Raw genomic sequence first — 19,164 nt, forward strand, 5'->3', positions numbered from 1 at the left:
GTCGAAGCCGTCAATCGGACAGTAGCGAGGATCAATCTACGCCCGCGCAAGCGCTTGGGCTGGAAGACGCCGTACGAAGTGCATACAGGGGTGAGCGTTGCACTTATGTGTTGAATTCAGGAGTTCAGGCACTGCTTTATGCAGTTTTTGTTGTTCTCGGCCTGGTCGTGGGGCTGAACCCCATGTGGCAAGTCCTCTCCAAAAGAATCAGTTAGCTACGCCTCCGCCTTCTTGTCATTGTTTTGCTGGAGCCGGTACGTCTTGTTCTTATTGTGGGTCTGCTTGTTATTGTTGTTGTGCCAGATATAAAGCAGTTGTCGTGCCAGTTTTGAAAAGTCTTTGTAAATCAAGCGCTTGGTGTTTAGTGCTGCCGGCGTGAAGGCATAAAAAACCGGGTTTCGTTACCGATGAACCCGGTTCGCTGTTACGCCTCGGGGGCAGTGGGTAACAAACGCTACTCTGCCGCAGTGCTGGATTTGCGCCGTGGGATGCCCAGGCGCTGGCGGCGTTCCCACAGACATTTGCGGCTGATGCCCAGTTTGCGCGCCAGCTCGGTTTCGGTCATGTGATCCTGGTGTTCGAGCACGAAATGCTGGAAGTAGTCTTCCAGTGACAGATCCTCGGTCGGCTCGTTACTGGTGGCGCCGGTGTTGCCGCCACCGATTGAGGAGCAGGGGGCGTCGTAGTCGTCATCGAGGCCGTCGAGTTCGATGTCGATACCCAGCAGCTCGGCGCTGATCTCCGGACTCTCGCTGAGGATGGCCGCCCGCTCGATGGCGTTTTCCAGCTCGCGCACATTGCCGGGCCAGGGATAGTGACGGATGGCCTGCTCGGCTTCGTGTGAAAAATGCATCTCATCGCCGCCCATGCGCGCGCCCTGACGGGCGAGAAAGGCCACGGCAATTTCCAGGATATCGCTGCCGCGTTCACGCAGCGGTGGCAGCTTGAGCGCGATGACGTGCAGGCGGTAATAGAGGTCTTCGCGGAACTCGCCGAGTTTGGCCAGGTTTTTCAGGTCGCGGTGCGTCGCAGCCACCAGGCGCACGTTGACTTTCTGCGACTGGGTCGAGCCGACGCGGCGGATCTCGCCTTCCTGCAAGACCCGCAGCAGCCGGGCCTGGGCTTCCAGCGGCAGTTCGCCGATTTCGTCGAGAAACAGCGTGCCGCCATCGGCTGCTTCCACCAGCCCGGCGCGACCGGCGCTGGCGCCGGTAAAGGCGCCTTTTTCGTGACCGAAGAGCTCGGACTCGATCAGTGTCTCCGGAATCGCCGCGCAGTTGACCGAAATCATCGGCGCCTTGGCGCGCTGCGAAAGGTTGTGCAGGGCGCGCGCGACCAGTTCCTTGCCGGTTCCGGATTCACCCTGGATCAGCACGTTTGAATCAGTCGGCGCCACCTTGCGGATCTTGCCGAAAAGATCCTGCATGGGCGCGCAGTGGCCAATGATGCCGATTTCCCCGTTGGCCGCGTCCTGCGCAGCAGCCGCAGGCTGTCCGCCGCCGCTCTGGGCCGGGGCGCTGCGCGCCCGCTCGCGATCGCCAAGAATACGCGCGGCGGTTTGCAGCATTTCATCGTGGTCGAAGGGCTTGGCGATGTAATCCACGGCGCCCATCTTCATCGAGTCGACGGCTGAGCGCAGGCTGGCGTAGCTGGTCATGATCAGCACGGGTACGCCTTCGGCGAGCCTGATCAGTTCGGTGCCGGGCGCGCCGGGCAGGCGCAGGTCGCTGATGATGAGGTCGAAGCCCCGAATGTCAAAGCGCTCCTGGGCTTCCTGTACCGAGCCCGCTTCGCTCACCTCGTACTGGTTGCGTTCGAGCAATCGGCGCAAGGCGGAGCGGATGATGGTTTCGTCTTCGACGATCAGAATGTGTGACATCAGTACTCTCTCGACGGTCTGGAGGCGGCTCGCAGGCTTTTGAAAAACTACCTGCGTTGGCAATACGTCGTTAAAAACAGCCTCAGAATGCTCATTTACAACACGTAAACTCCGCTTCTTCGGCTGTTTGACTCGCTGCGCTCGCCCTTCGGGTCAGCCTACGGCTGTTACTCCCGTTGGTCGTTGCGCCTCGTCTTGCCTGCCTCGCCTACGTTTTTCAAAAGCCTGCTACGGCCCGTCGTTATGCGGCGGCCTGCTATGGCTCGTCGCTGCGTGACGGCCTGCTATGGGCAGATTTCTGTGATCGCCTCTTCAACTTGCAGCGTTTGTTGCTTCGCTAAACCTGGGTAACGTAATCCGGAAACGGGTACCACGTTGGGTTACAGGGTCAGTCGGGCTGTCGATATTGATCTGGCCATAATGCTCTTCCACGATCGAATAGACCAGCGCAAGGCCCAGGCCAGTCCCCTCGCCAGGGTCCTTGGTGGTGTAGAACGGTTCGAACAACCGGTCCTGAACCGACTTGGGAATGCCGCTGCCTTCGTCCTCGACGAGCAGATACACGGTCTGCTCGGAGACTTCGCTATGGATGCGGATGACGCCGCCCGGTTGCGAGGCATCGCGTGCGTTGGCAAGCAGGTTGATCAGCACCTGGGCCAGGCGCTGGGGATCGCCTTCGGCCAGATGCTGCGGGTCGCAGAGGTTGAAATACTGCACTTCGGTGGTGTTGCGGTTGAGCGACAGCAGACCGATGGCGTCCTGGGTGATCTCGGCGAGGGACACCGGATACAGGCTGTGCTGGCGCCCGCCGGCATGGGCGAAGCTCATCAGCGACTGGACGATGCGCGAAACCCGCTTGGTCTGTTCGATGATCTGGTTGCTGACTTCGGTGATTTCGCCATCGTTCTCACGTTCTTCGCGCAGGTTCTGCGCCAGACAGGCGATGCCGGTGATGGGATTGCCGATCTCATGGGCGACGCCGGCGGCGAGGCGACCAATGCTGGCCAGGCGCTCGGAATGCACCAATCGATCTTCCAGCACCTGAGTCTCGGTGAGGTCCTCGATCAACAGGACCAGCCCGCTGTTGCCCGGCGCCAGGGGTTCGTCGATGGCGGCCTTGTGCAGGTTCAGCCAGCGGGTGTCGCCGTCCAGCGAGAGGCGCTGCTTGTGCAGGTGCTCGTCGGGCTGCCGGATGAAGTCCACCAGCAGGCTGCGCCAGGGCTCGCTGATGGTGGTCAGGCGCGAGCCGACCACCTGCAGCGCGGGAATCCCGGTCAGCTCTTCCAGGGCGCGGTTCCACATCAGCACTTCCTGATCCTTGGCCAGCGAGCAGACGCCCATGGGCAGGTCCTGCAGGGTCTGCCTGTGGTAGCGGCGCAGGGCATCGAGCTCTGCCGCCAGACCGGTCAGGCGCGAGTGGTATTCCTCCAGGCGATTCTCGATGAAGTGGATATCTTCGGTGACATAGCCCTCGGCACCGTCCTTGTAGGGCAGGAAGTTCTCGACGATATCCTGTGCCACGCTCGGCCCCATCAGGCCGGACAGGTTCGCCTCGATGCGGTCGCGCAGGCGGCGCAGGGCGTAGGGGCGGTGCTCGTCGAAGGGCAGTTGCAGGTCGCGCAGCGCCTGTTCCACCTCGCGCTGCGCGGTTTTTCCGCCCAGCGGCTTGGCCAGTTGCACGGCGAACTCCTGCGGCGAAGTGGCCGACAGTTCGCGGCGCTGCGGGCGGCGGATGTTCTCCACGGCGCAGGCCTCGGCGGCGCTCTGCTCCTCCGGGCTGGTCTCGGTGAACAGCGAGAACAGCGAGAAGGCCAGCACGTTGACCGCCAGCGAGGCGATTGCCGCCAGGTGCCAGCTGGTGTCGTCGAGCACATAGACGAGGTTGAGCAACGGTATATAGAAGCCGTTCAGGTTGCCCACCAGCGGCAGCAGCATGGTGACCACCCAGACGCTGATCCCCGCCAGCAGGCCGACGATGTAGCCACGCCGATTGGCGGTGGGCCAGTAGAGGACCGACAGCACGCCCGGCAGGAATTGCAGGGTGGCGACGAAGGCGACGATGCCGAGGTTGGACAGGTCCTGCTCGGCACCCAGCAGCAGGTAGAAACCATAGCCGGCCATGATGATGGTCAGGATCAGGCTGCGGCGGGTCCATTTCAGCCAGCGATAGATGTTGCCTTCGGTGGGCGGCTGGTAGAGCGGCAGCACCAGATGGTTGAGGGCCATGCCCGACAGCGCCAGGGTGCAGACGATGATCAGCCCGCTGGAAGCCGACAGGCCGCCGACGAACGCCAGCAATGTCAGGACTTCGCTTTGCGCCGTGATGCCCAGGCCCAGGGTGAAGTATTCGGGGTTGGTGCTCACGCCCAGCTTGAGCCCGGCCCAGAGAATCAGCGGCACCGCCAGGCTCATCAGCAGCAGGTACAGCGGCAATCCCCAGCTGGCGCTGACCAGCGCGCGCGGGTTGAGGTTCTCGGTGAAGGTCATGTGGTACATGTGCGGCATGACGATGGCCGAGGCGAAGAACACCAGCAACAGCGTACGCCAGGGGCCTTCCTGCAATGGCGTGTGCAGCGCCTGGAGGGCGGACTGGTTCTGCAGCAGCCAGATTTCCAGCTGGTGCGGGCCGCCGAACACCACATAGAGTGCATACAGGCCGATGGCGCCGAAGGTCAGCAGCTTGACCAGCGATTCGAAGGCAATCGCGAAGACCAGTCCCTCATGTTTCTCGCGGGTGGCGATATGCCGAGCGCCGAAGAGAATGGTGAAGAGCATGATCATCACGCAATAGCCCAGCGCCACCCGCTCCTGCAACGGCTCAAGGGTCAGAATGCCGATGGCGTCGGCGACCGCCTGGATCTGCAGTGCCAGCAACGGCAGCATGCCGACCAGCATGACGATGGTCGTCAGTGCGCCGGCCCAGGTGCTGCGAAAGCGAAAGGCGAACAGGTCCGCCAGGGACGCCAGCTGATACGTGCGGGTGACGCGCAGGATCGGATAGAGCAGCACCGGCGCCAACAGGAAGGCGCCGCAGACGCCCAGATAGGTCGCGAGAAAGCCGTAACCGTATTGATAGGCCAGGCCGACGGTGCCGTAGAAGGCCCAGGCGCTGGCATAGACGCCGAGCGACAGGGTGTAGGTCAGCGGATGGCGAATGATCCAGCGCGGAATCAGCCCGCGCTCGCTGACCCAGGCCACCCCGAACAGCAGCAGCAGGTAGGCGACGCTGATCAGGATCAGGTGGCTGAGGCTAAAGCTCGTCTGCATCGCGCTGGCTCTGGAGAATGAAGGTCACCACGATCAGGATCAGCCACAACAGGTAAGGCCGGTACCAGGCGCCGTTGGGGTCGATCCACCAGTCCATGATCGCAGGAGAGAACAGATAGATCCCCACCACCAGGAGCAGCACCAGTCGGTAGATGTACATGCCGGGTCTCGTGTCGGAAGTAGGGCGATGGTAGAGCAGCGGGAAGCGGCAGGCCATAAAAAGCAGCTGACACGCTCCGCCTGCGAGTGTGTTGCTAGCTGGGCTCCGTACCGAGCCGCCTTCTCGCGGTGCGTCCGTAATGTGCGAAACTTTGCGACTTATCTCGGAGGGCCGCTGCCCTGAATTTGCAATGAGCTTGAGGATTTGTGTAGTGAAGGCCATTGTGATTCCGTTTCTGTTCGCAGCCCTCTGGTTGCTGTGCACTTTGCCAACTCAGGCAGCACCACTGAAACTCGGTAGCGACCTTCCGTATACCGTTCACGAAGATGTCTCCGGCGAGCTGACGCGAGACGAGATCCTGCCGATTTTACAGGCTGGCTCGGAGGTGGACCGACTGGGCGCTTTTTCCAGAGGCTATACGCGCTCTGCCTACTGGCTTCGCTTCGAGTTGCCAGCGACCGCATCCGCTGCGGGTGAGCGCTGGATGCAGGTGCGTCCGAACTTCCTCGACGACGTTCGAATTTTCTATCGTCCGCTCGCAGCTAACGGCACCTGGCAAGAGCGCCGTGCCGGCGATACCCAGCGCGGGGTAATAGGCGACGTGGACGATCGCTTTGCGTTATTCGTCATACCGGAGAGCGAGGTGGGTTACGAGGTGGTGCTGAGGGTCGTTAGCAGTAGCGCGATGCTGCTGCAGCTGGTGGTTTGGGCCCCCACCGAGTTCATCCCGCAGGCGATGCGGGCAACCGGTCTCTGGAGCGCCTATTTCGGTTTGGCAGCCCTGTCCAGCCTGATGGCGCTGGCTCTGGCCATTGTGCTCAAGAAGCGGCTGCTCTGGTCGGTCACGGCGATGTCTGTGTCCTATGGGTTGGTGGCCTGCATTCAAGGGTACGTAGCGTGGATAGTGCCGGGTATTGGCCGGCTGTTGCAGCATTACCTTACTGGTAGCCTGACGCTGCTTTCTTATGCCGCCGTGTTGTGGATGGCGGTCGAGGCGCTGGGGTTGCGTAGGCGTCTGCCTTGGATGTATCGGCTGGTGCTGGGGAGCAGCGGCCTGATCGTGCTGTTGCTGTTGAGTATTCCGCTGGGCTTATACGGTGAGGCCGTCGGTGTTCTGGCTGTGTTGTACCTGCCGGCGGGCTCTCTGTGTATCGGTACGGGGCTCTACCTATGGATGAGTGACCGGCCTTCGTTTGCCGTTCTGCTACTCGGTGCCAGCCCGTTGTTCTGCATTGCCGTCAGCCTGTTCGGCCTGTTCTCGGTATTCGGATGGTTGCCATTCCGCGAAGAGATCTATGTGATCTGGCAGATCGCCTTGGTGATAAACATGCTGCTCATTACCGCGATTGCCGTCTTCCAGGTTCGCGATAGACGCCTGCAGGAGGTGGAGAAGACTCAATTGGCCCGCGAGCTCCGGGTGGAGCGCGAAGCGCGGTTTCACCAGCGTCAGTTCATGGGCATGGTCGCCCATGAGTTCCGGACCCCGCTGGCGGTAATTTCCGCCAGCCTGGAAAACCTGCGATTACTGCCTGCCTCGTGCGACCAGGCCCGACGCTACAACCGGATCGGGCGAGCCAGCGAACGGCTTGTGCAACTGACCGACAATTGCCTGGCGGACGCTCGCCTGGATGCCGGCGAGCTGCTCATCGTCCGTAAGATGACCTGCCTGGTTGAGCTGCTCGCCTCGGCGGCATCGCTGGTTCGGCTCTCCGATCACCATTGCTGGAAATTGATGATGGAGGGTGAGGTCGTGTCGGATGTGCCGGCTATCAACGCAATGGCGAATGTGGATCCAGCCCTGATGCGTATCGCGCTGTCGAACGTCATCGACAACGCGGTGAAATACTCTTCAGGAGGCACCATCCTTATTGAGCTTGCGCGTGCCGACGACGGTTGGTCGATTGCCGTAACCGACTCCGGGAAAGGGGTCGATGAGTCGCTGATGGGTATCATCTTTGAGCGTTACCGGCAGGCCAATGACTTGGATCAGCCTGAACAGGGCGTAGGGCTCGGCCTGTATGTCAGCAGGCAGATCCTCCGGGCGCACAGCGGCGATCTGCGCCTTGCCAGGAATACGACCTCGGGCTGCCGTTTCGCTTTCACTTTCCCTGACCATCGTGAGGACTGTTCCGCCTGATGAAGCTGCCCCGCCTGCGACTCGCCCTTATCGAGGATAACGAAGATCTACGTGATGAACTGCTGTTCTTCCTGCGTCATCGGGGATATAGCGCCTGGGGGGTCGCCAGTGCCGAGGCGTTCTGGAAAGAGCTGCACCGCAACCCCGTGGATATCGTTCTGGTCGATCTGGGATTGCCCGGCGAGGATGGCTTCAGTGTTGTGCAATACCTGCACAGCATGGGCGGCTACGGAGTGATTATCCTTACCGCGCGTGGCGGTGAACAGGAGCGGCTGCGGGGGCTTAACCTGGGTGCTGATCTGTTTCTGGTCAAACCGGTCAACCTCGCGCGGCTCGGTACTGCGCTACACACATTGGGGCTGCGTCTGCACGGCGGGGAGGGCGGACAGCAATCAGACCGGATCAGGCTCGATGATCCGCGCGGGCAATGGCAGCTTGACGTCGAGGGCGTCTGCCTGATGGGTCCCTCGGATAAACGTCTCGCGCTGTCGCCTCAGGAGTTCGAACTGCTCAAAATCCTGGTGCACTCGGCTAACCAGGTCTTCAGCAAGGAAGCCCTGCATGATCTATTGTTCGAGTACGCCGACGCGACGGAGCTTCACCGGGTCGATGTCATCCTCAGTCGTCTGCGCAGCAAGGCAAGGGCTCAAGGTATGAGCCTTCCAATTCGTTCGATATTCGGCAAGGGCATCGTGTTCACCGGGGCCGTACAAAAGTCCTCTGACACACCCGCGTCGCGCTAGCGACAATCCTCTGCATGGGGCGGCGGCGACCGACCGTCATCCTCCTAGCCTGCTTTTCCAACCCGATCATCAGCGCATGCCGGTGGGAGGGCGCCTGCCTGTCAACTTTCCAAGGGATGCTCTATTCCGGGCATGCCGCCGTGCGCCTGCCGCTGAGAGGTATGAGAGATTCGAGACTGACATGGCTCACAAACGCCATGTCAAAGTGCAAACGTGGCTCGGACAAGTCCTGCGGCGATTAGTTCCGCTCCAGTGATTTCAAGTTTGCCGGTCCGACACCCATATCACTCATCGATGGAAAAAAACATGCGTTCATTCAAACATGTTTCGCCCCGCCGCCAGCAGGGCTTCACCCTGGTGGAGATCTCGCTCGTCCTGGTTGTGATCGGGCTGATCCTTGGTGCGGTCTCGATCGGCAAGGACATCCAGCGAAATGCTGAGTACACCAAGATCAAGCAGAAGTTTGTCGACCAGTGGGCCAGTGCCTACAACGGCCTCTATCTGCGGACCGGCGCTGTGGTCGGCGACAGCCAGATCCAGCCGCGACTGATGGTCAATGGCAATACCTATGCCGTTGTCGCTGACCTGGTTTCCGGACAGGACATGACCAGCGTGACGCCGCCAGATGCGATTTGCCAGGGTGGCAAGGCACCGGGTATGAGTCGCGAAGCGGAGCTGATCCTGCATCGCGAGATGGATCGTCACGGGATTCGCATGCCGCCGGGCCGTGCCGAAGGCTTTGAGGACCGTTACGCCTACCTGGACACCAACGGCAACCCCCAGGAGCTGCAGGTGTGCTTTCAGTGGAACAACCCAGGGAACCCCGCCAGCTCCGGCAACGTCATGGTGATTTCCGGACTGACACCTGACCTGGCACGTGCACTCGATCAAATGATCGATGGCAAGGCGGATTCCCGCGAGGGCCTTTTCCGCAAATATGACATCGCCAACGACTCTGACGGCGAACCCGGCGTGGAGTGGGCTGCGAACAATACGCAGGCCTATGGGATCACCACGGGGTCTGCGCTCGATACCGACCAGAATCTGGATGAAGACCAAGTCATCACGGTCGTCGCCACCTACAAGATGAATCAGTGAGTCGGGAGATGGCGATGAGGCCGGCAGAGTTAAGGTCGATGAGCGCTCGACAGGGTGGCTACACCTTGATGGAGATTGTCCTGGTTATGGCCGTAATCGGCCTGATCATGGGCGGTCTGAGTATTGGTCGCGAAGTCCTTCGCGAGGCTGAATACAACCGTATCCAGAGCAAGTTTCTACTGCCCTGGAAGCAAAACTACGATCTTTACTATCAGCGCACCGGTGTGGCCATAGGAGACAGTCAGGTGGCACCAACCCTGATGGTCAATGGCTATGAAACCGTATTCGATCACATCAGCGGTGGGGTTGCCGGTGTTCCGGCCAATTACCGTAACACCGGTCGTAGGCTATGCCATGGCGCTGGTTACCCGGCCAATTCAGTAGGGGCCGGTGATCCTCCGCTGTCAAACCTCGATTTGCACGAGCTGTTTGATCGCGTTGGTATCCGCATGCCTGCGGGGCGCGCAGAGGGAGCGGAGGATCGCTATGCCTACAAGGACAATAACGGCAATCCGGTCGAGCTGCAGATCTGCTTTCAGTGGAATCCTGAAGGCACCATCAGTGGTGCCGGTAACGTCATGGTCATCCGCGGGCTGACTCCAGACCTGGCGCGCAAGCTCGACCAGATGGTCGATGGCAAGGCCGATGCTCATGAGGGCCGCTTCCGGCAGCAGAACGCCAACGCCAACGTGCTTCAGCCTAGTCGCCAGATTCCTGGGTATGAGTGGGACGCCAATAACACCTACAGCAGCGGTGACTCACATCCCAGCGCCTACGGGCGGGGCACTTCGAGCGAACAGGATCGTGTGGTGCTGGTCACGGCGCATTGGGTCATGGATCAGTGATGGACGCCTGGAGCCAATTTGCTGGGGGGCGTGCAGGCATGGTGCTGATTTTGCTCTGCACTCTTGCACTGCCCTATCTGGCCAAAACCGCATTCAGTTACAAGGCGGCGGCGGGAGTGGCCGAGCGGCAGCTGGCGGATAATCGGTTACAGCTTGGACAGCAGGAAAGCGCGCAGCGGCAGTTGGTACGTTGGCAGGATGTGCGTAGCCAATGGGATGCCTTGGCCGGGCACGCTGATGCACTCGGCTGGCGTACGAGTCTGTGGAACGTGCGCTCGATAGACGTGGACAGCAAACGATTTTCGCGACGCGAGGCAGATACGCTTATCAGCAGCCTGGAATCCAACCGCGACGGCTTCATGCTGGCGAAGGCGTTCTCGATGAAGCTGATGAGCAATTACGGCTCGCTGTTCATTGCTTCGCCGGTCGAGGATCAGGCGGGTGTAATTCAGCTATCGCTCTCGGGTGACTATTACTCGCGGAGAGCGCAATGAGCCAGATGCAGTGGCTGCTGGATCTTAAAGGCAAGGTATGGCTGGCAAATCCCGAAACAACCGGGGAGGTGGAAAGCCTGGACGCGCTGCGCGGACCAGCCATTGTCATCAGCGACTATCATGGCGCCCCGTTTGGTGTGGAGTCCCTTCCTGCCCATCACCACAACCTTGCGCCCCTACTGGACAAGCGACTGCGCGATGAGGGTGATATTGACGGCCTGGCGCGAGTCATCATCCATGCGCGTGAGCGGCAGGGTGATCTGGCGCGGGTATGTTACACGGCTGTCCCGTTAGCCGTTTCCATGCGCTATCGGCGCTGGGTCGGTCAGTACGATGACCATCTGCTGTTCGTTTCGCTTCTCGAAGCGCTGCTCATCCTGGCGCGACGGCTGGAACTTGATAACGGCGTGCTGGCGTTCGTCAGTGACGACAGCGTCGATGTGCTGGTGCTACAGGATGGCTTGGCTCTGCATGCAAGTCGGCAGCGCCTGTATGGCAGTGACAGCGGCGATCAGACACGCATAGCGGCTTTTATCGCCGCTCAGCAGAGCCTGTTTGCCGATCGCGAAGGGAAAATGGATTGCCTGCTGCTAGAGCGTAGTGCTGGCGAAGGACAATCACTCATCGAGGCTCTGGCGTCCAGTGGCCTCGATAACGTCAGAGCTGTGGTGTCGGCGGCCCGTCTGTTCGAGCATCTGCGCGTCAAGCATTCAGACCTCGACGGCGCCAGCCGGACGTTGTATCTCGCTAACCGGGCGTTGCCATGGGTAGCGGCTGGAATGCTCGCCCTGTGCCTGTCCAGTGTTGTTGGCGGCCTGTACTGGAAACCGGAGGCGCATACGCTGCGGGCCTCCCTGAGCGACGTGCAGGTACAACGCGTCCATGCAACCGTCGCGGAAATGGAAGGTGCCTTGCGCGGCGTCGAGAGCCTGGCCCTGCCCCAGCGGGAACGTGCCGATTTCGTACACCTTGCCGAACGAGTTCGCACCACACCTGACCCGGCCAACCTCATCCGTCATCTGCGACAAACCATTCCAGCCGGTATCGAGCTGACTGAGGTGGGCATCGTTTCGGACGAGGCGGGTGTGCTGATCATTGTTGCGGGACGCAGTGCTAGCGTTGCCGCGCCCTTCGCCGCCGAAGAGCGGTTCGTCAAGGCACTGAATGGCCTCGGTTACGAGGTGGTTCGGCGTGAAATTACCAGTGGCCTCGGCAATAGCCTGTTCCGTCTGGCGCTGACCTGGAGTGAAACATGAAAAGGAAATACCTCGCAGCGGGTCTGCTCGTGGGCGCTGCGGTCTCCTGCGCACTCGCTTACCAACTCGCCAGCGCCCAGGAGCGACAGGTGCAGCAATGGCGCCCCAGTCAGGATATGCAACTGCAAGGCCTTGATGCCCGGCTGGGTGAGAAGGTGCGGGAGTTTCTCGAGTTGAACGAACTGCTGAGCAGACAGCTGGAGACTGGGCAGTTAACGCGCGATGGGCAGCGGGACATGCCCTTGCTGACAGGCCTTGAGGCTGCGCCGAAGCCGATCAGGACCGAAAATGCCAAAAAACTTGCTCGTCCGTCCAGGCCGGTACCCTGGTGGAGTCGCTACAAGCTGAGCATGGTGGTGGCTTCGGACGGCTCTCGCTCTGCCGTGATCAATGGCCGTTATGTACGCGTTGGCGATGCACTGGCTCCGGGGGTGGTTGTGCAGCGAATTGCACCAGGCCAGGTCACTCTGGCGCGCGCCGGCGAAACCGCGCGGCTGGCCATCGGAGCGGCAAAGTGAAACTGCAGCGACCGCTGGCCTGGGGCCTTTCGGCGTTTGTCGTGTTGGCGGCGGGGTTCTGGTGGGCCGGGCAAAGTCCGGCACCGGTCAGCCCGGCTTCCCACGTCCCGGCGGGCGTGAGGCCAGAGGTCTCCTCATCTGCAACGGCGGCACGCACGACGGACATAGACGGTCTGTGGAAACGCTACGAGGCGTTGAGCCAGGCGCCTTCTTCGCCCTATGCGGGCGACATCGACAGTCAGTCAGCTCCGAATAATTCGACGGAACCGGCGGTATCCGAGTCTATGCGCGAGCGCCAGGTGGCGCGCGAACGTATCAAGCAGCGCCGCGAGGCGATGCTTGCCGCACGTGATGATGCGCTGAAGCAGATACAGAAGCTGAAGCCAGGTGACGTCAATGGGCTTGTCGATGTGCTTCAGAGCTTCAACCGGCGCTTGAAGGAAAACGGCATTGAGGAGCAGATCGATCTCAAGGGTATTCGCCAGCAGCTGCTCGCGAGTCAGAAGCTGGCCGAGGTAAACCAGGCCCTGCTGGACGAGGCGCTGAAGGGTGCGAAAGCCAATCCTCAGCGTCTGCAAGCGCTCAGTCGCGAGTTGAGCCAGCTACAAAAGGACATTACCGGCAGTTTCTCCGGGCGCTCCGGTGATGGGGCCGAATCGCCATGACCGACCGTGCATTTCCCCACCGGCAGCAGGGCTTCAGCCTGCTGGAGCTGGCGCTGGTGATAGTGGTCATGGGCGGCGTGCTACTGGTCGCCATGCATTACCGTGCCCAGACGCTGAGCCAGGACGATGCAATTGCCAAGGGCTACCACGATCAGATTGCCGCTGCGCTCTATCGCTATGCCGAGCGTCACTACCGGCTGCCGTGTGCCGATACCAGTGGTAACGGGCTTGAGGGCGGCAGCGACGGTATTTGCACGCCTGGGATGATTACTCACATGGTCGGCGGAGTGCCCTTTCTGACGCTCGGCATGAACGAGGCGCAAGGCTTCAGTGAGGCGGTCCGGCAGCGTTACATCTACGGCGTCTTTCGCGATACCACGCCTGATACGGATCTGGCCACGCTGGCCGAGCGAACCGGCGATGCGCCTGGCACAAGCGGCTATCTCAGCCTCGATGATCTGCGTTTTGCCTTACGCAGCCTGGGCACCCGGGCATTCGATGCCGCTCGCATCCATGTCACCGGTGATGAGCAGCAGGCGGGAGCAGCTGATTGCGGAGCCAACCCTGTAGCCAACCTGGCGTTCTTCGTTGCCTACGCCGGAGCGCGTGACGCCGATGGCGATGGAAATTCATTCGATGGCGTTAACAAAAATTTCAACTGGCCATCGGGCGGTGGGCTTTGCGTCTCCGGCCCGCTAACTGGGCAAGGCAAGCAGTATGACGATGCCACCATCGCGGTGGGCTTTGCCGAGCTGCTCGGCTACCTGACTCAGTAATTCGAAAAAAACCAACACATTGAAAATGAAATCAGGCGCACCAGGAGCAGCCTTCATGAAACTCGACTCACGCATTGTTCTTCGCTCCAAGCAGGGCCTCTGGCTAGGCGCTTTGCTAGCGACATCGTTAGCTGGCTGCACAGTTGGTCCGTCCAAGGTGGATGCCAAGAAGGTTCAGGCGGTCGACGATCGCTCGCAGCAGTTGTTGCAGGACCGTCTGGTAGACGAGTCGGAAAAACTGCGCACCCTGCAGGACGAGCTAAGCCGGAAGCTGGAGCAGAAGCGGGCAATCGTGCTGGAGCCGGTGGCGCCTCGCTTCAACCCGCTCGATGCCGTGAACGTTACGCTACAGGCTAACGATGTTGATGTGCGGAACCTGCTCCAGGCCATTGCCGATCAGGCAGGCCTGAACCTGGTATTGCCGGCGTCGTTGTCTAGCCAGCCGCGTACTCTGTCGCTATCGCTCAAATCGGTGCCAGCCAGCCAGGCCTTCGAGGAAATTACCAAGGCGCTGGACCTCTCCGGCGAGGTTCGCGACAACATGCTGGTGGTTCGTGCGTTTGAAGAGCGAGTCTTCGACCTGGACTTTCTGCTCACCATGAGTACAGCCGACTTTAATGCGGGTGGGGACGTATTCGGTGCGAGCAGCACCGGGGGCGATGGCATGTCAGTTGCCAACGCCGGTTCCGGTAGCAGCGGCCTGCGCAGCAGCTTTTCCGTATCCGGACGGAACACCAATGATGTGAATCCGTACGAGCAGATCGATCGCATGCTGGTATCCCTGATTGGTGGGCAGCGCAGCAAGGACAGCGTTTTCGGGCAGGAATCCGACAGCCAGATGCCAACCTATATGCTCAACCGCTCCACCGGTACGCTGTTCGTACGTGCACGACCGTCTCAGCTGGCTGCGGTCGGGCGTCTCGTTGAACACTACAAATCGGTGTTGAACCGGCAGGTGCTGATCGAGGCGCAAATCCTTGATGTCGAACTCAACGACCGGTTCAGCTACGGCGTTGACTGGAACTTTCTACGCAACCAGGTGGCCTTGTCATACTCCGCCAATCCCATGACCCTGGGCGCTATCAACTCGGTTGTTCCTGATGCGGCAAATGCCGGACGTAGCGTGCTGATACCAGCCACTGTGCTGGGCAATGCGGGTACGCCATCGCTGGGCCTCGCTCAGTCGGGCAGCAACCACAACATCGGGCTCGACCTGATGAAGACGTTCGGCACCATCCACATTCTGTCCAACCCGTCGATCCGGGTACGGAACACGCAGCCAGCGGTGGTCAGTGTCGGCAGCAACATGCGCTACATCGCTCAGTCCAGCTCCAATACGCAGAGCGGCGGTGGTGGCCTGCTGGCAACAACCGCCAGTGTGATTACCTCCAACGTTTTTGACGGGGTCATGCTGGGGGTGATTCCGTTCGTGTCGGAAGACGGCTCGATTCACCTCACCATCAACCCGATGCAGACGTCCGTGCAGGAAGCCTCCATGGCGCTGGTTGATGTCGGTAGCACACAGAACCCGCTGAAGATCTCTCTGCCGCGCGTGGATTTCAAAGGAATGACCACCTCGCTGTCGCTCAACGACGGTGACATGGTCATCATCGGTGGTCTGATCGGCGAGAACGGTAGCCGCTCCAAGAATGGCATTCCAGGTATCACCGATATACCGCTGTTCGGCGAGATGCTGGGTGGCCTGGCGGAGTCGACCAACGCCCGCGAGCTGGTGCTCGTACTTCGCGTCAAGATCCTTTAAGTCCACTTATCATGAGCATGGTCTTCGACGCCTTGCGTCAACAGGGTACGCAGACGACGCAGGAGCCTACTGCGCTCGGCAGCGTAATTACCCCTGGCGGCTGGCGCTTGCAGTGGGGAATCGCCTGGGTATTGCTATGTCTGGCGGTCCTCCTGCTGGCGGTTTACCTGGGGCTTGACGACAAGCGCGTGGTACCGCTTGCACCGCCTGCCGAGGTCGCAGTGCCGGAGGTGGAGGCGGAGCAAGCGGACCTCGTTACCCTCTCACCTGTACCCTTGCACGTTTCCCGGTTGCCCGGCGATGCCCTGGCTCGGCTCGCCGAGTCGGCGCAGGCCTCGACCGCCGTCAGGGTCAAGCCGCCAGCGACATTGCCTGCGCGTAGTGCTCCGGTGGTGGTAGCGGCGCCCGCAGCTGTGGCTCGGATGCCTGTCGGACAGGCCGAAACGGTCCTGCCAGAGCCTGCGCCACCGCCGGTTATGGTCGAGGTATCACCTCCAGCTGTCGATCCAGCGGTTCTCTTCGCAGCGTTCCACGCGGAACTGGCCGCTGAACGGCTGCCGCAGGCCGAAGCGGTCATCGAGCGTGCTCGGCGGACGCTCGGCGATTCTCATCTGATGGTCTCTCGCATGCAGGGCTATTACTGCATGCGTGCCGACTGCCCCGAGCGAGCTCGTCAGGCATACAGAGCGATCCTCTCCCGTCTGCCGCGCGACCATGAGGCAGGCTACAATCTTGCCGTTCTGGATTGGCAGGGTGGCCAGCACACCGAGGCGCGCAAACGGGTCCGTACGTTGTTGGCTCAGCATCCTGGAGATGAAGCCCTGCGGGCATTGCAGCGGCTGATGGGGGCGAGCCGATGAGCGCAGGCTTCCCACTGTCGGCTTACCTGCAGAACCTTGGGTTCGTGCGCAATCCATTTCCGGTTACACCGGATGAGCATGGCATCTTCTTTTCTTCAAGACTGGCAGAGCAGTTTACCGAGTTGCTGCACTTTATTGAGCAGCGCAAGGGATTCATGCTGGTTACCGGTGACGTAGGTGTTGGCAAGAGTACGCTTTCACGTGCGCTGCTCACTCGCCTGGCAGAGCAGGGCGCGTGTACCGCATTGATCTTCAATACCTTTCTTCAGGGCCCGGATCTGTTACGGGCAATCAACCGTGACTTCGGCATCGTGGCCGAAGGTGACAGTCTCGAGGCCTTGCTGCAGGCCCTCAATACCTGGTTGTTGCGACAGCATGAGCAGGGTCGCAACTGCGTATTGATACTGGACGACGCACAGGGTCTGGATGTGTCCAGTCTTGAACTGGTTCGCCAATTGAGCAATCTGGAAGCCAGCCAGGCCAAGTTGCTGCAAATCGTCATGGTGGCCCAGCCGGAAATTCGCCGCACACTGGATCGCCACGACATGCGCCAGTTAGCCAGCCGTATTGCGCTGCGCCTCGAACTGTTTCCCCTCACGCTGAGCGAGTTGGATGTATACCTGCATCACCGGCTTCAATGGGCGGGCTGTCCGGCTGCGCTGACCCTTGATCGCCGTGCCTTGCGGCGTTTGCATCGTTACAGCCTCGGCTACATCCGCCGCGTACACATTCTGCTCGACCGCTGCCTTTATGGTTTGGCGATAAACGGTTCCAGCCGGGTTAACGCATCGTTGGTTGATACCGCGGCGCGTGAGTTGAGTCTGACACCGCCATCGCGACGAATTGCTTACGGCTCTGTGCTTGTCGGTGCGCTGGCTGGCGCAGGCGTTATTGCGGCTGCTGTGACGTTCAGACCGGGGCCCGCCGTGACGCTACCTGTGCCGGCTGCAGAGACACCGCCGCCCTTGGCTGCTGCGACTCCTCAAGCGTCTGTTCCGGCACTTGATGCTACTTGGCAGGCGTTCACCGCAGCGCACGCGCCGTTGCCGGTAGACGGGGCATCCCCCACGCGCTGGGACGAAGTCATCGAATGGCTGCCAGCGCGCAGCGACGTCCAGTCCTGGGTGCCGGTGCTGCTGCCCCGAGAGTGGCAGCGGGGTTGTGATGACCGACCCCTTTATCGCCTCGATGACGGTCAGTTGGCACTGTTTCGCTCAGCGCTTCCGGTCGCACCCCAGCCCTTTGGGGACCGGGGCGAAATGCTCGTTGCGCTGCAGCAGGTGCTTGTCGCGCAAGGATTCCTGACCCCCGAGGCGGTCGATGGCGTGATGGGACCGCGCACGGCAGCTGCCCTGGCCCAGTTTCAAAGGCAGAGTGGCCTGCTGGCGAGCGGACAGCCGGATGCGGATACAGCGTATCTGCTGGGCTGCCTCGGCGGAGGTGGCGTATGAGCGAAGTGTCCTTGCGCTACGTGTTCTATCGCGTGCTCACCGAGCAGGGCCGCGTGCGTATTGGCTTGTCGAAGCTGCCGGTCACCGACTACAGCAATGCCCACCCGCTGGTAGAGCGGCGCGAGCAGGCAGTGGTGCTGAGGCTTTATGTTTTGCCGATGCTGCTTGTGCCGTTGTTCGACGGCCTGGCGCTGTTCCTGCGCCGCAGCATTCCCCTGACGCTGCTGGCGGAATTCCTGCACAGCCTGGGCCTGATGTTGCGCAGCGGGCTGCCGGTGGACATGGCGCTGAAGGACCTGCGCGAAGATGCCACACATCCGGCACTCAAGGCCTTGACTGCGGACTTGCTCAACGGCGTAAGGGCTGGCAACAGCCTTTCGTCACGGCTGTCGTTCTATCCTCACCAGGTTCCGGCGACAGTGCGTCACCTCGTCGATATCGGCGAGCGTTCCGGCAATCTGGACCGCGTTCTGATGGATGCCTCCGAGCACCTAGGGCGCATCACGGCGCTGCGCCAGGACGTTTCCCGTGCGCTGATCTATCCGTTTTTCGTCGTGGCAACCATCGTCGTTGCCGCGTTGTTCTGGGTGTATTACGTACTGCCTGATCTGGCCGACATGTTCCGCCAGATGGGTGCCCATCTGCCCCCTCTGACCCAGAGCGTGATGAGCGGCGTGTACTGGATGCGCGAGCTGCTTGCTGCCTACGGCTACTGGATATCGGCTGCCGTGTTGCTGGTGCCGGTGATACTGAGCCGCAGCCAGCGGGTGCGGGCGGGGTTCTACTGGCTGGCGTACCGCCTGCCGATCAGCCGCACGCTGGTACGCACCTCCGCCATGGCGTTCATCAGCGAGTACCTGGCGCTGCTCGTAGCGGCGGGCATCAATCTACTGGATGGCCTGGCCATTCTGGAGGCAGCGATCCGCAATGAGGTGTATCGCAATGCGATCCGCCAGGCGAGAGAAGGTGTACAGCGAGGCAACACGCTGTCACGTGAGCTGGAGCGCAGCGGGGTGTTTTCGCCGCTGATGATCCGCCTGATCAACGTCGGCGAGCAGAGCGGCAATCTGGACGGTCAGCTGCGCACCCTGGCCGATGAGTATCGCCGGCGGCTCAACCATCTGGTGGCAACCCTGGCCGAGGTCATCAAGCCCGCCGTGCTGCTGCTGGCTGGCGCGTTGTTCATTTTCGTCGTGGTGGTGTTTCTGCTGCCGGTATACGAACTCATTGCGCAAAGCACTCAGCTTCGCTGA

16 protein-coding genes and 1 pseudogene are annotated in these 19,164 nt (G+C 61.1%); 14 read left to right on the forward strand and 3 right to left on the reverse strand.

The window, feature by feature from the left end; translation table 11 throughout:
• Positions 1-114 (forward strand): annotated as a pseudogene (locus tag G7020_RS15510) (IS30 family transposase); the annotation flags it as partial.
• A 340-nt stretch (positions 115-454) separates the two neighbouring features.
• On the opposite strand, the gene G7020_RS15515 reads toward G7020_RS15510, so the two are convergent.
• The 3 genes from G7020_RS15515 to G7020_RS15525 all read right to left on the reverse strand — a co-directional run bounded on the left by G7020_RS15515 (position 455) and on the right by G7020_RS15525 (position 5,306).
• Complete coding sequence (locus G7020_RS15515; RefSeq protein WP_181086044.1) at positions 455-1,879, reverse strand: sigma-54-dependent transcriptional regulator; 1,425 nt, start codon at positions 1,877-1,879, stop codon at positions 455-457.
• Positions 1,880-2,191: 312 nt separating this feature from the next.
• Positions 2,192-5,146 (reverse strand): sensor histidine kinase, encoded by a 2,955-nt coding sequence (locus G7020_RS15520; protein WP_181086046.1) that lies wholly within the window; start codon positions 5,144-5,146, stop codon positions 2,192-2,194.
• Positions 5,130-5,306 (reverse strand): hypothetical protein, encoded by a 177-nt coding sequence (locus tag G7020_RS15525; protein ID WP_003095129.1) that lies wholly within the window; start codon positions 5,304-5,306, stop codon positions 5,130-5,132. The genes G7020_RS15520 and G7020_RS15525 overlap by 17 nt, the downstream gene beginning before the upstream one ends.
• 211 nt (positions 5,307-5,517) lie before the next feature.
• On the opposite strand from G7020_RS15525, the gene G7020_RS15530 reads away from it, so the two are divergent.
• The 13 genes from G7020_RS15530 to G7020_RS15590 all read left to right on the forward strand — a co-directional run bounded on the left by G7020_RS15530 (position 5,518) and on the right by G7020_RS15590 (position 19,164).
• Positions 5,518-7,443 (forward strand): ATP-binding protein, encoded by a 1,926-nt coding sequence (locus G7020_RS15530; protein ID WP_181086048.1) that lies wholly within the window; start codon positions 5,518-5,520, stop codon positions 7,441-7,443.
• Positions 7,443-8,186 carry a response regulator transcription factor gene (locus G7020_RS15535; RefSeq protein ID WP_181086050.1) on the forward strand — a complete coding sequence of 248 codons (744 nt, stop codon included), beginning with the start codon at positions 7,443-7,445 and terminating at the stop codon, positions 8,184-8,186. Before G7020_RS15530 ends, G7020_RS15535 begins: the two co-directional genes overlap by 1 nt.
• A 306-nt stretch (positions 8,187-8,492) precedes the next feature.
• Entirely contained in the window at positions 8,493-9,284 is a 792-nt protein-coding gene (locus tag G7020_RS15540) for a type II secretion system protein (RefSeq protein ID WP_181086052.1), read from the forward strand.
• A 38-nt stretch (positions 9,285-9,322) separates the two neighbouring features.
• Entirely contained in the window at positions 9,323-10,129 is an 807-nt protein-coding gene (locus tag G7020_RS15545) for a prepilin-type N-terminal cleavage/methylation domain-containing protein (RefSeq protein WP_219852724.1), read from the forward strand.
• Positions 10,129-10,623 (forward strand): hypothetical protein, encoded by a 495-nt coding sequence (locus G7020_RS15550; RefSeq protein WP_181086057.1) that lies wholly within the window; start codon positions 10,129-10,131, stop codon positions 10,621-10,623. The genes G7020_RS15545 and G7020_RS15550 overlap by 1 nt, the downstream gene beginning before the upstream one ends.
• On the forward strand, positions 10,620-11,879 hold the full coding sequence (locus G7020_RS15555; protein ID WP_181086059.1) for a hypothetical protein: 1,260 nt from the start codon (positions 10,620-10,622) through the stop codon (positions 11,877-11,879). Before G7020_RS15550 ends, G7020_RS15555 begins: the two co-directional genes overlap by 4 nt.
• On the forward strand, positions 11,876-12,397 hold the full coding sequence (locus tag G7020_RS15560; RefSeq protein WP_181086061.1) for a general secretion pathway protein GspB: 522 nt from the start codon (positions 11,876-11,878) through the stop codon (positions 12,395-12,397). The genes G7020_RS15555 and G7020_RS15560 overlap by 4 nt, the downstream gene beginning before the upstream one ends.
• On the forward strand, positions 12,394-13,062 hold the full coding sequence (locus G7020_RS15565; protein ID WP_181086064.1) for a hypothetical protein: 669 nt from the start codon (positions 12,394-12,396) through the stop codon (positions 13,060-13,062). The genes G7020_RS15560 and G7020_RS15565 overlap by 4 nt, the downstream gene beginning before the upstream one ends.
• Entirely contained in the window at positions 13,059-13,838 is a 780-nt protein-coding gene (locus G7020_RS15570) for a type II secretion system protein (protein WP_181086066.1), read from the forward strand. Before G7020_RS15565 ends, G7020_RS15570 begins: the two co-directional genes overlap by 4 nt.
• A 55-nt stretch (positions 13,839-13,893) precedes the next feature.
• Positions 13,894-15,600 carry a hypothetical protein gene (locus tag G7020_RS15575; protein ID WP_181086068.1) on the forward strand — a complete coding sequence of 569 codons (1,707 nt, stop codon included), beginning with the start codon at positions 13,894-13,896 and terminating at the stop codon, positions 15,598-15,600.
• A gap of 11 nt (positions 15,601-15,611) precedes the next feature.
• A complete protein-coding gene (locus G7020_RS15580; protein ID WP_181086070.1) occupies positions 15,612-16,460 on the forward strand; it encodes a tetratricopeptide repeat protein in 849 nt (282 codons plus the stop codon).
• Entirely contained in the window at positions 16,457-17,911 is a 1,455-nt protein-coding gene (locus G7020_RS15585) for an ExeA family protein (protein ID WP_181086072.1), read from the forward strand. Before G7020_RS15580 ends, G7020_RS15585 begins: the two co-directional genes overlap by 4 nt.
• Positions 17,908-19,164, forward strand: a complete 1,257-nt coding sequence (locus G7020_RS15590) for a type II secretion system F family protein (RefSeq protein WP_181086074.1) — start codon at positions 17,908-17,910, stop codon at positions 19,162-19,164. Before G7020_RS15585 ends, G7020_RS15590 begins: the two co-directional genes overlap by 4 nt.

It is taken from the genome of Stutzerimonas stutzeri, assembly GCF_013522825.1.
GTDB classification, from domain to species: Bacteria; Pseudomonadota; Gammaproteobacteria; order Pseudomonadales; family Pseudomonadaceae; genus Stutzerimonas; species Stutzerimonas stutzeri_AK.